At 56.2% G+C, this 11,977-nt stretch carries 10 protein-coding genes; 2 read left to right on the forward strand and 8 right to left on the reverse strand.

What is annotated here, in order from left to right; all coding sequences use genetic code 11:
- Positions 1 to 60 precede the first annotated feature (60 nt).
- Positions 61 to 1,866, reverse strand: coding sequence for an acyl-CoA dehydrogenase (locus JYP50_RS12870; protein ID WP_206560938.1), 1,806 nt, complete (start codon positions 1,864 to 1,866; stop codon positions 61 to 63).
- 457 nt (positions 1,867 to 2,323) lie between these two features.
- Between JYP50_RS12870 and JYP50_RS12875 the strand changes: the two genes are divergently transcribed.
- Both JYP50_RS12875 and JYP50_RS12880 read left to right on the forward strand, forming a co-directional pair.
- Positions 2,324 to 3,637 carry a spinster family MFS transporter gene (locus tag JYP50_RS12875; protein WP_206560939.1) on the forward strand — a complete coding sequence of 438 codons (1,314 nt, stop codon included), beginning with the start codon at positions 2,324 to 2,326 and terminating at the stop codon, positions 3,635 to 3,637.
- Between the two features lie 162 nt (positions 3,638 to 3,799).
- A complete protein-coding gene (locus JYP50_RS12880; protein ID WP_206560940.1) occupies positions 3,800 to 4,606 on the forward strand; it encodes a crotonase/enoyl-CoA hydratase family protein in 807 nt (268 codons plus the stop codon).
- 61 nt (positions 4,607 to 4,667) lie between these two features.
- Here the strand turns inward: JYP50_RS12880 and JYP50_RS12885 are convergent, their stop codons facing one another.
- The 7 genes from JYP50_RS12885 to JYP50_RS12915 form a co-directional block, all read right to left on the reverse strand.
- Entirely contained in the window at positions 4,668 to 5,279 is a 612-nt protein-coding gene (locus JYP50_RS12885; RefSeq protein ID WP_277602477.1) for a TetR/AcrR family transcriptional regulator, read from the reverse strand.
- A 234-nt stretch (positions 5,280 to 5,513) separates the two neighbouring features.
- Positions 5,514 to 6,299 (reverse strand): enoyl-CoA hydratase-related protein, encoded by a 786-nt coding sequence (locus JYP50_RS12890; RefSeq protein ID WP_206560941.1) that lies wholly within the window; start codon positions 6,297 to 6,299, stop codon positions 5,514 to 5,516.
- 111 nt (positions 6,300 to 6,410) lie between these two features.
- Complete coding sequence (locus tag JYP50_RS12895) at positions 6,411 to 7,157, reverse strand: SDR family NAD(P)-dependent oxidoreductase (RefSeq protein WP_206560942.1); 747 nt, start codon at positions 7,155 to 7,157, stop codon at positions 6,411 to 6,413.
- Between the two features lie 68 nt (positions 7,158 to 7,225).
- A complete protein-coding gene (locus tag JYP50_RS12900) occupies positions 7,226 to 8,401 on the reverse strand; it encodes a CaiB/BaiF CoA transferase family protein (protein ID WP_206560943.1) in 1,176 nt (391 codons plus the stop codon).
- Positions 8,402 to 8,450: 49 nt separating this feature from the next.
- Positions 8,451 to 8,999, reverse strand: a complete 549-nt coding sequence (locus JYP50_RS12905; RefSeq protein ID WP_206560944.1) for a nuclear transport factor 2 family protein — start codon at positions 8,997 to 8,999, stop codon at positions 8,451 to 8,453.
- Between the two features lie 371 nt (positions 9,000 to 9,370).
- The gene (locus tag JYP50_RS12910; RefSeq protein WP_206560945.1) at positions 9,371 to 10,498 is read right to left on the reverse strand and encodes an acyl-CoA dehydrogenase family protein; all 1,128 of its coding nucleotides are present in this window, start codon (positions 10,496 to 10,498) and stop codon (positions 9,371 to 9,373) included.
- Between the two features lie 11 nt (positions 10,499 to 10,509).
- Positions 10,510 to 11,715, reverse strand: coding sequence for an acyl-CoA dehydrogenase family protein (locus JYP50_RS12915; protein ID WP_206560946.1), 1,206 nt, complete (start codon positions 11,713 to 11,715; stop codon positions 10,510 to 10,512).
- Between the last annotated feature and the right edge of the window lie 262 nt (positions 11,716 to 11,977).

Below are 11,977 nucleotides of genomic sequence, written 5' to 3' on the forward strand. Positions count from 1 at the left end.
TGCGTGCCGGCTTTCGTCCCGACGGATCGCCGGAAAGCTCGCGCGTGGCGAGCAGGCGCGTCAAAACCAGCTCTCTTGCATGTCGAAACTCGTGCTGTCGAGATTGACCAGTAGCTTCGCCCAGGCCTCGGTCTCCGGAAGCTCAAAGCGGAAGAAATAACGCAAGGCCTGCAACTTCCCGCGGTAAAAATCCCGATCAGCTTCATGCGGATCATCGGCGAGCGCCCTGGCAGCCACAATACCCTGCCTCAGCCATATCCATGCAACCACCACATTCCCGAAAAATTCGAGGTACTTGACGGAGTTCGAAAGCACGAGATCGATGGGCTCGTGTTCCATCGCGTGCAGCAACTGGTTGGTGGTGTCGGTCAAAGAAGCAACCGCAAGCTCCAACTCCACCGCGTAATCCTTCAGCTCCGGCTGAAAGGATGCCTCCTCGAGTGTTTTTTCCACCTCGGAAACGAAGACCCTGTAGCCCGCCATGCCGTTCATCGGTACCTTGCGCGCCAACAGGTCCAGCGACTGAATACCGTAAGTACCTTCGTGAATGGGGTTCAGCCGGTTATCGCGATAGAACATCTCCACCGGATGCTCGTTGATATATCCATGACCGCCCATCACCTGTATCGCCAGGCTGTTCGCTCTGGGCCCATACTCGGAAGGCCAGGACTTGATAACGGGAGTAAGGAAATCGAGCAGCGTATCGGCTCTCAATCGCAGCTCTTCACTCTCCCCGGTTCTCGTATCGTCCATTAACTGCGAGCCCAACAGGCACAGCGCGAACGCGCCCTCGGAATAGGCTTTCTGCGCCAACAGCATACGCCTGACGTCGGGGTGCTGGATAATATTCACCGGCGACGACCCGGCCCCCTTGGCCGAGGGCAGGCGCCCCTGGGGGCGCTCCCTGGCATAGGCCAGTGAATACTGGTATCCAGTGAGCGCGAGGGCCGCCGCGGAATGCCCCACCATAATTCGCGCTTCGTTCATCATATGGAACATATAGCGCAAGCCCTCGTTCTCCTCGCCCACGAGATAGCCAATGGCGCCTTCATTTTCACCGAAATTCAATGCCGTCGAAGTGTGTCCGCGCCCGCCCATCTTGTGGAAAAGGCCCGCCAACGACACCTCGTTCCGCTCCCCCATGCTACCGTCGCTATTGACGAGAAACTTCGGCACGATGAATAGCGATATGCCTTTAACCCCCGCGGGGGCACCCTTGATGCGGGCCAGTACCAAATGTACGATATTTTCGTTGAGGTCATGATCGCCACCGGAGATGAATATCTTGTTGCCGGTGATTCGATAACTGCCATCCTCCGCCTTGCGGGCCGACGTGGTCAGGTCCGCAAGACTCGACCCCGCCCCGGGCTCGGTCATGGCCATAGTGCCGGCGAAGCGGCCGCTGCGCAGTGGCTCGACCCACCTCTCGATTTGTTCGGCCGTTCCGTGCGCCTCGATCAGGTTCGCATTGGCATTGGTGAGCGTGGTATACCCCATCGTGGAGCTACCAGCCGCGGTCAGATAAACCGTGACCGTGTCCGCGACAATTGACGGAAGCTGCATCCCGCCGAGCTCGTAGTCAGCTGCCCCCGCCGCCAAACCGGAATCTATCACCGCATCTACGGCGGCTTTGATTTCCGGAACCATATGGACTTTTTCGCCATCGAAAGTTGGCTGATGTGTATCCACTTTCTGGCGAATAGGGACAAAGTACTTTTCGGCCACGGCCCTGGCCGTGGTGAGCGCGGCATTCATCGTCTCGCGAGAATGATCGCTGTATCGCTCACGTAGCGTCATATTCTCGGCGTCAAAGAGTTCGTAAAGCATGAACTCGATATCACGCTCACTCAGGATGGAAGCAGCCATTGCAAAACCTCGTTTTCATATAGGGTATTCAGGGCGCCACAGTCACCATGTGACGCTCGACGCTATTCTCTGGCGCAACTTGTCAAGCGGTGAAAGAGCGCGGCGCCAATCCGAGGCCGGATTCCTTCTCCGCCGCGCCCCCCGGTGAACTCGGAACATACCCGTCCGGTGATGGCGTTTTTTCCGTCCAACCTGTTCATCTTCAGGAGCAAAGACCAGCCCTGCCAGGGCATTTATCAGAACGACCGGAGTAGATGCGCCGCGACACCCCGTATCAATCGCCAAAACAGCCTGATGAATTTCAGTACCACGGCCGGTCTGGAATACAACCATTAAGATATTGTACGATGCGGCTCATTTGAAACACAAACGAATTATCTGAATCACGTAAACACTCCATCGCACAGCGCGAACCACCCGCGGTTACACCCTCGCGGAAAGCATGAGAATCCGTTGCATGAACAGCTCAGCGAACAATCTCTCAGCGGCGAACGCCGCCACGCCTGCCACCACCTATGCCTGGTATGTGGTTGGCTTGATGTTCTCGGTCAATATGATCAACTACATCGATCGAATGATACTGGCCGTGATCATCGAGGCGATTCGCATCGAGATCCCCATGACCGACACCCAGGTCGGCCTGCTAACGGGATTCGCCTTCGCCATCTTCTACGGTAGCGTCGGCCTGTTTCTTGGGCTGCTCGCCGACCGGTACAGCAGGAAGCACATCATGATCTTCGCCATTACGGTCTGGAGCCTTGCGACAGCCGCCGGCGCCATGGTCAGCGGCTTTTTTCAGCTTCTGGCTGCCAGAGTACTCGTTGGCGTGGGAGAGGCAGGAACAATGCCCACGACCCAGTCCTTGATCGCCGACTACTGCCAGGTAAGAAAGCGCTCGCTGGCCTATGCAATATTGAATGCGGGCGGCACGCTTGGCCTGACAATCGGCCTCATCGGCGGCGGCTGGGTCGCGGGAACCTACGGCTGGCGGGCGGCATTCCTGACCGCGGGCGCGATCAGCATTCCGGTTTTACTCCTTCTCAGCTTCACGCTGCGCGAACCCAAAAGAGGCGCGCTTGACGCTGCCGGCACGGAGACCAGGCCCGCCAGTTTCGGGACGTCTCTCACGACGCTATGGGGAGTACAATCCTACCGCTATATCGTGGTTTCGGCCTGCTTCACCGCTTTTCTACTGTACGGTGTCGCCCAGTGGCTTCCCGCCTTCCTGATACGCAAGTACGAACTCAGCACAGCCATGGTCGGCGCCTACACCGGCCTGACGATCGGCGCGGGCTCCCTTATCGGCTCGCTATTGGGCGGCTATCTGGGCAATCGGCTGTCACAGAAAGACCTCGGCTGGCTACTCAAGCTTCCATTCCTCGCGAGTCTTTTCTACGTCCCCTTTCACCTGGCAATGCTGATGACCGATCATCTACAGCTGTCGCTCGCCTTCCTTTTCATGGCGAATATGCTCGGAGCCATGGGATTCGGCTCCATTCTCGCCTCCATGCACACCGTTCTGGCGCCGCACACGCGCGGCATTGGCACCGCGGTCTACGGACTCACTACCAGTATATTTGGCGTCGGCCTTGCCCCCTTGATCGTCGGCGCGATCTCCGACTATTTCGGTTCGCAAGGCCATTCCTCGGCCCAAAGCCTGGAGTACGGACTCACCTTTGCCGTATGGGTCGGTATTTTCATCTCAGTGGCGCTATTTCTGGCCAGCAGGTCCTTCAAGAACGACCTCAAGCGAGTCAATGTTGAATCCTGATCCTCGCTACCTGTCATACCTTGCGGACTTCCATGGGAGGAGACCGGGGTTGCGAAACATTTCAGTGAAAACGCCACGGGAAACTACAGAAGCGATCATGGCGACTGTACAGTCGACACAATATTCACTACTTTTACCTCGATCAGTATCCGGGAGAATGAAATGTCTAAACGCGTAATCGTCGACGTCCACGAGCATGTCGCACACGTTCGCCTGAATCGACCAGAGAAAATGAATGCGCTGGACGCGCTCATGCTGGAGAGCATTGTCGCCGCCGCGACACAACTGGCCAACGACGCCAATGTACGCTGCGTAGTGCTGTCAGGCGAGGGGCGAGCGTTCTGCGCGGGTCTGGACATCTCGGCACTCACCGGCACGCCAGCGAGCGACTCGGCAGAAGCAAGCCAGCTGGCCTGTCTTTCAGAACGCACTCACGGCATTGTCAACCTTCCCCAGGCCGCGAGCTGGCTCTGGCGCGAGCTACCAGTGCCTGTTATCGCCGCCATGCACGGCGTTGCTTTCGGCGGCGGATGCCAGATCAGCATCGGCGCGGATATGCGTTATGCGGCACCCGATACCCGAATCAGTATCATGGAAATGAAATGGGGAATTGTCCCCGACATGGGAGGCACGCCTTTCCTCCAGCAGCTGGTGGCCGATGACAAGTTGCGTGAGCTCATCTACACACACAAGATAGTGACCGCCGACGAAGCCGAGAGAATTGGCCTGGTAACCCGGGTTTGTGAGAACCCTGTTGAAGCGGCGCTGGAAACAGCTTCCCACATTGCACACAAAAATCCGGATGCAATACGCGCGGCAAAACGGATAGTCAACAACGCGCCGTTTGAAAGCGCCGCGGATACCCTACTCGCGGAATCCAGCGAACAGGACCGGATCCTAGGCTCGGCCAATCAACGCGAAGCGGTAAGCGCGGAACTTGAAAAGCGCGCCCCCAACTACCAGCCATAGATAATTACACGACGGGCTTGCCGGCAGCTGGCTCTTCCGGCCTGGAAAAGGCGACGGGGGGCTAGCTGGTAGCGATCTTGATCAGGTATTTCAGGTAACCCTTCTCGTCTGTCGGCTCACCGCTCAACAATGCGCGATACATAATCGGGCCGTTTATCGCGTCCACCATCCAATCAATCTTGGCCTTCGACTCGAGCTGCCCCTCCCGCCGGGCTTTCAGCAGAATCTCCCTTGTGGTTGTACGACCTCTTTTTACCAACTCGGCAAGCAGCTCGGCAAAATGCTCGTCGTGTTGCGCGGCCTCGATGAATGGAGGCAGCAGGCCCAGCCACGAACCCGTATTAACCGTATCGATAAACTGCTGCGCAATACTGTATAAATCCTCGCGAAAGTCACCCGTCTCGGGGGACTCGAAGGGCGCGCCCGTTATCTCCGCAAAAGCATCGAACATCAGGTGATTCAACGATGGCCAGTGGCGATAGATTGTAGAGCGAGAGGCGCCGCTATGCGCCGAGACAGCATCCACCGTCAAAGCCCTAAAGCCTTTTTTAATCAACATCTTACGCGTGGACGAAAGGATCGCTTTACGCGTTCGGAGAATCTGCGGGTTGGTGGTGGAAAAAGCCGAACCCGGCCTCTTCCTGGTGGGGGAGACTACTTTACTTTTAGGCATATAATTGTGTGAAATCTAACTTCAAGACCCGAGCGGTCCGTTAATGTAAGCAACGCTTATAGGTTAAGCGAAAAGACAGACATACACAATTATCAATGACTTAGCTATTGCCCCAGATGAAACAATAGCGACCTTGGTCGGTCAGGTGAGCATTAACGGCCCCCGGACAACATCCTACCGCCATCAAGAACCGCTATGGAAAGGCCGCTATCAGAGGTGGAACAACGTTTCCCCCTAACTACCCGACCATTGCGGTTTGCGCTTCTGGGTGAATGCGCGCACCCCTTCCGCCGCATCCGAGGATTTTACCAGCCGCCTGGCATGCTCAATATCCGAAGCCATTGCCGCCTCCAGGTCAATGCCAGCCAGGACCTGACGCGCGCTAGCCAGGCTCACCTCGACAGACAACGGTGCGCAGGCGATGATTTCACGAGCAATTTCCAGACTTTTCGCCATCTCCTGGCCGGACTCCACGACATGGTTTACAAAGCCCATTTCATAGCCACGATCGGCCGACACACGACTCCCGGTAACCAGCATCTCCACCGCCAATTTATAGGGTATCTGGCGTGACAGGCGCTGTATGCCACCGCCGACGGCGGCAATACCCAACCTGGGCTCCGGCAGGGCGAAAGTCGCGTGTCTGCCGGCAACGACAATATCGGCGGCTAGCGCAATCTCAAACCCTCCACCCATGGCAAAGCCGTTGACCGCAGCTATGACTGGCTTGGTACGATTGAAAAAATTCGTCAGGCCACCAAACCCCTCCGCAGGCAATCGGCGCTCGTCCCGGCTTGCGGTCGCGGCAAATTTGACATCATTTCCAGCACAGAATGCATCACCACCCGCGCCGGTGACTATCGCGACACGCAGCGTACTATCAGCCTCGAATTGCCGAAATATGCCCGCAAGTTCCCGACTGGCCGGCGGGTGAAGAGCATTCTTGACCGACTCGCGATCAATCGTAATACACAGAACAGCATCGCGCTGATCGACCGAGACAACACTGTCACTACTCATTCAATATACCTTCCTGTATCACCAATTTCTTTTCCATACCACAACATTCGCCACGATTTCGCGGCAACGACCAGCGCGGACCGCGAGTGTCAATATAGAGGCGACCTCCGACTAGTTGCCAACACTCAATATCTCGCCATTGCACTGCGCATCTACGAGCAGATTGACCGCAGCGGAGGCAATATCCTCGGGCTGTAGTGGCTTTATTCCTCGCGCCGCAAGTATCTCCTCCACGGTGCCCGGTGCGTATTCGGGGTGCAGGTTCTGCTCAAGTATCGGCGTATCGACGATACCGGGACATATTGCGTTAATTCGCACGCCCTTGGCGGAAAACAACTGCGCGCACGCTATCACCAGGGCGTTGATTCCAGCCTTGGTCGCCGAGTAAACAGGGTCATTGGGCAGCGGCCGCAACGCGGCACCAGACGAGGTATTGAGTATGCTGCCACCGCCAGACGCGTGAATTGCCCGGCAGGCGAATTGCGTCGCGCGAATGATAGACCGCAGGTTAATTGCTATGGTTCTGTCGATATTTTCAAGCGGAGTATCGGGATAAGGTGGAAAACCGGTCATAACGCCGACGTTGTTGTGAACGTAATGCAGAGAGCCGAACTCGCGTACCGCGGTGTCGAACGCCGACTCGAGCTGCACATCGTCGCATACATCTACAACCAGAGCCTTACTTTGGGCGGCGGACGCGCCAATCTCATCGGCTACCGCGCGCAAGCCAACGGCGTCGGTATCAAGCAAGGCGATACCCGATATCCCACGCGCGGCCAGCAACAATGAGGTAGCTTTGCCGATACCCGATGCCGCCCCGGAAACCAGGGCAAACTTCCCATTCAATTCATCACTCATACGACCTCCGAAACATGTAAAAAACTGGCAAAGGGTGCAAGCACCCTCTCATTTTCGAGTCGATGCGGTCACCGCAATCCGAGTTCCGCCAGCACCTCTTCCGTATCCGCTCCCAGCGCCGGCGTGGGCCCCTGTGGAACCGTGGGGCGCCGGTCAAAGTCGATAGGGGTTCCAACCGTAGTAATGTCCTCACCCTCGGCGGGCAAGCCGGGGAACGCACCGATCGCCGCCGCCTGCTCACCAGCGATAACATCGTCCAGATTGTTTACCGGTGACCAGAAAACCTCCTGCTCGTCGAGTATCGCGCTCCACGCCTCGAAATCCTTTTCAGCGAACCGCTTATCAAACTCAGCGACGAGCGCCCTGCGATTCTTGTAGCGGGAACGCACATCGACAAACCGCTCGTCATCGGCCAGATGCTCAATGTCCAAGGCCTTCAGTATAATCGGCCAATGCCGCGGCCCCTCCACACCAAGAAGCCAGATTGCGCGATTGTCCGCCGATTTATAGCAGTTCACCAAAGGTGCGTCGGCGGCCGCCCGGCTAATCGGTAGTTGGGGAAAACCCAAACCGAGCTTTAGGGAGAAGTCCGAGGCTCCGGCATAGATGCCTGTCTTCAGCAGGGATGTCTCGACGATACAGCCGGTGCCCGACTGAGTTCGCCCATAGAGTGCCCCCGCAATACCCGAGGCCAGGGTTATACCCGTCAAGTGATCGCCCATGGCACTGACCAATAGCGGCGGGTAGCCCGACTCGCCAGAGAATTGATGCGCCAGGCCCGAGTAGGCCCAAAAACCGCCACTATCGTAACCAGGCCTGTTTTCGTCGGGACCGGCACTTCCATAGCCCGTGACTTGCGCGATAATCAGTGCCGGAAACTCCGCCCTAAGCTTTTCGGGCTGCAACCCCAGCCGCTCCAGTGCCGCCGGGCGCACGTTGGTTGCGAATACGTCCGCGGTGGCCAGCAATTTCATCAGGGCGCCCTTCCCCTCCTCGGCCTGCAGATCCAGAACAACCGAGCGCTTACCGCGGTTATCCACATCAAAAGCCGGGGACCGCTGGCCCTTTATACCCAGAATTGACTCCATTGCGCTCCGCGCGGGATCTCCCCTGGGAGGCTCGATCTTTATGACTTCCGCCCCCCAATCGGCCAGGATACCTGTCGCGGCCGGGCCCGCGATCCACAACCCAAGCTCAACAATCCGAACACCATTCATCGGCCCCTGCCGCGTTGTTCCGTTCATAAACTACCATCTCCAGATTCAGCGGTTATTGCGAAGCAGCCCTATGTCGCTACTCGCTCCTGCCATAAGCAGGATCTTCTTTCGATTTAAACGATTGGTGAAAAACCTCGAACATCGGCAAGCCACCGCACTCCAGCGGCATGGCGTGAACCCAATCCAAAAGGACCTTGCGTTCGGCGATACGCCAACCCTCCGCACGATCCTCGAACCAGTCCGCGTATCGGCCAGACATGAAGGTAATAAACGGACCTTCACCACTCACTGACATGCCGGCTAGGGGACGCTCGGTAAGATCGCAAGACCAAAAATAGGTCTCGACATATGCGCCATTGCCCACGAAATCAATTTTGCTTTGGCCGAGAAGATGGGACGAATGTATTTTTTTTCGCTGTGCTTCCAGCGCAATCTGAATGAACTGGCTGGCAGGGCCGTCAAAGATACCGTGGAAGTCCATGGCGTCTTCATGATATACGGACCGCAGCAAGTCCTCGTCGCAACGATCAATGCCGCGCGCGTAGTCAGCCAGCACTTCCTGAATGCTCTGTTTGTTCAACAAACACTGTATTTCACTCCGAAACGCATCTTCTACGTGACCCATATACACACCTTTTCAATATTGGCCAGACGGATTCGACTTCACCGGGGAGCGAGCGGCAATTTCGATCCATAATTAGATCATATAATACATATTAGTTCTATTTTGTTCGCGCGACAATCAACGGCTTGGCGAAGCCGGAAACCATCTCGCCATGGAGCTTTATCGATCTGAGGCAACGATCCGTTCGGACATGCGCAAGGACGAACTTCTCTCAACGAATCGGCGTTAGATTCAACGGAGAAAATTCGATCGAACGCGATGCAAGGGAGCAAGCACCAATTCCCCGGGACCAGCGCAACTCCCTTCCAAATCACCGAGCTGTCGACATCACTGTTCCGCCGCCCTTAGCGTCAATAGGCGGCAGGTGGTTGTCACGCACTCATGTAGCGGCCCACATGATAATCAACACTTCCGAAAAGATTTTCGATACTGGTTAGGCGCTTGAAATAATGGCTGATATCCAGCTCGTCGGTAATACCGATTCCCCCGTGGATCTGCACGGCCTCCTGCCCCACCAGCCTTGCCGCCTGTCCAACACGCGCCTTCGTCGCCGATACGGCCTTCAAGCTAGACTCGCTGCCTTGGTCCAACTCGCAGGCCGCCATAAGGAGCATCGATCTCGACTGCTCGCAGGCAATAAACATGTCGACCATGCGATGCTGGAGCGCTTGAAACGATGAGATTGGCACACCGAACTGCTTGCGCGTTTTCGTGTACTCCACTGTTTTGTTCAGCAGCTCATCCATAATTCCAACAGATTCCGCGCACGCGGCAAATGTCGCACGCGCAACGACGGATTCCAGGGCTTTGAACCCGTCGCCTATCGCCCCCAGAACACTACTTTCCGGCACCCTGACATCGGTGAACACGAGATCGGCCGCGGGCACTCCATCGTTCATGCGATAGTTGTCCACCGAAAGCCCGGAGACACCATTTGGGACAATAAAACAGCTTATGCCAGACTGGTCGTTACTATCGCCGCTGGTACGAGCCACAACAAGGTAGTTTTCTGCGTGACCACCATTCAGAACAACGCATTTTTTCCCGCTGATGACATAGCCGCCGCCATCTCTGACTGCCTTGGTGGTCACCCTTGACAAACAGTAGCGACTATCCGGTTCGATATAGCACGCGGCCAGCTGCATCGCGCCATCGATCACCGGAGACAGATAATCACCCTTTTGCCGATCACTACCCAAAGCCGCGACCAAACCGCCGGCCAAAACCGTGGTTGCCAGAAACGGCTCGACAACCAGCCCTTTTCCAAACTCCTCCATGAGAATCATCAGGTCAACGGCGGAGCCGCCCAGCCCGCCGTCTTCCTCGTCAAAGGGAATCATCAACCAACCCAGCTCAGCGAACAGCGCCCAGTTTTCCGCCGAGTAACCGAGTGATGAATGCAGGTTATCCCGCCGCCTATTGAATTCGTAGCTTCTGGCGACAAAACGTGAAACACTGTCTTTAAGCAGTAGCTGCTCTTCACTATACGAAAGATCCACTAACGTTCTCCCTATATACCCAGAACGGTTTTGGCAATGATGTTTTTCTGGATTTCATTGCTCCCGCCATAGATAGACGCCTTTCTGTTGTTGAAGTACCACGGCGTCCTGTTCACATAGCTCTCCACGCAACCAGCCTGATCGACTTCCGCATTTCCAAGGTAGTGATCGGGCCGGTACGGCAGGCCCGCCATGCCGGCTGCCTCGACAAACAGCTCATCGATTCGCTGGGCAACTTCAGTACCACAAACTTTGAGTATCGAGGATTGAGGCCCCGGCGACTCACCGGTACTAAGAGCAGACAGCGTGCGTAACTCAGTAAACTCCAGCGCCTTCAGCTCAATCTCGAGTTCGGCAAGCTTTCGCGAAAAAGCCGGGTCATCACTCAAAAAACCACCCAGGCCATCGGGCGTCACCAAAAGCAGTGATTTCAGTTGTGACAAGCGCTGCCTCGAAATGGCAACTTTGGCGATATTCGTGCGCTCATGGTTCAAAAGAAATTTTGCATAGCTCCAGCCCTTGTTTTCCTCGCCTATTCGATTATCGACAGGAACCTTGACATCATTCAGGAATACTTCGTTGACTTCGTGCGCACCGTCGAGCGTAATGATCGGCGAAACCGTGATACCCGGAGATGTCATATCAATCAAGAGAAAGGTAATGGCTTCCTGGCTCTTCACATCGGCAGCGCCTGTGCGAACCAGGCAGAACATCCAATCCGCGCGATGCGCGTACGTCGTCCAGGTTTTCGCGCCATTAACCACGTAATGATCACCGCGCCTCACCGCTGTCGTCGTCAACGCCACGAGATCGGAACCGGCATTAGGCTCTGAATAGCCCTGGCACCACCAAGTATCGCTACTGAGAATCGACGGCAGGAAACGCTGCTTTTGCTCGTCCGTGCCAAAGGTGTAGATCACCGGGCCAACCATCTTCAAGCCGAAGGATATAAATTCCGGCGCGTAGGCCCTGGCGCATTCTTTTTCAAAGATATGCTTCTGTACCGGAGTCCAGCCGGTACCACCATACTGTCGCGGCCAGTTGACACCCGCCCAGCCTCGCTCATACACGACTTTCTGCCACCGCACATGTTGTTCCTTCGATAAGCGGCCGCCAGACTCCACACGCCCCCGTATGTCATCCGGCAACTCACTGCCGAGGAACCGCCTAACCTCATCCTGAAAATCCAAGTCATCGCTTGACAGCTCGGCGTTCATATCAACCATCCTCCATTCCCACAGGCAGACATTCTGCCACCTGCATAGTGTTTTATCAGACCAGCTCGGTGAACCCAAACAGACGTTACCGGCGAATCCACGGTACAGCCCGCTCCGCGAGTTCCGCTGACCAGCGCCGGACCCGGCGGCATCAAACAAACCTCATTTGACTTATATAATACATCTCTGTATCGTCAAGTTAAAGTGAATTGCACTCGCCCGTCGTTTGCAGAAACAGATCCACGAAATAAAGGAGTTGCAC

This window comes from Parahaliea mediterranea, assembly GCF_017255185.1.
In the GTDB taxonomy this organism is placed as follows: Bacteria; Pseudomonadota; Gammaproteobacteria; order Pseudomonadales; family Halieaceae; genus JAFKCZ01.

Excerpts from the sequence above, each read along its gene's own strand:
- JYP50_RS12885 (WP_277602477.1), bottom strand. The coding sequence starts at position 5,279 with ATGCCTAAAAGTAAAGTAGTCTCCCCCACCAGGAAGAGGCCGGGTTCG.
- JYP50_RS12900 (WP_206560943.1), bottom strand. The coding sequence starts at position 8,401 with ATGAACGGAACAACGCGGCAGGGGCCGATGAATGGTGTTCGGATTGTT.
- JYP50_RS12905 (WP_206560944.1), bottom strand. The coding sequence starts at position 8,999 with ATGGGTCACGTAGAAGATGCGTTTCGGAGTGAAATACAGTGTTTGTTG.
- JYP50_RS12895 (WP_206560942.1), bottom strand. The coding sequence starts at position 7,157 with ATGAGTGATGAATTGAATGGGAAGTTTGCCCTGGTTTCCGGGGCGGCA.
- JYP50_RS12890 (WP_206560941.1), bottom strand. The coding sequence starts at position 6,299 with ATGAGTAGTGACAGTGTTGTCTCGGTCGATCAGCGCGATGCTGTTCTG.
- JYP50_RS12875 (WP_206560939.1), top strand. The coding sequence starts at position 2,324 with ATGAACAGCTCAGCGAACAATCTCTCAGCGGCGAACGCCGCCACGCCT.
- JYP50_RS12870 (WP_206560938.1), bottom strand. The coding sequence starts at position 1,866 with ATGGCTGCTTCCATCCTGAGTGAGCGTGATATCGAGTTCATGCTTTAC.
- JYP50_RS12880 (WP_206560940.1), top strand. The coding sequence starts at position 3,800 with ATGTCTAAACGCGTAATCGTCGACGTCCACGAGCATGTCGCACACGTT.
- JYP50_RS12915 (WP_206560946.1), bottom strand. The coding sequence starts at position 11,715 with ATGAACGCCGAGCTGTCAAGCGATGACTTGGATTTTCAGGATGAGGTT.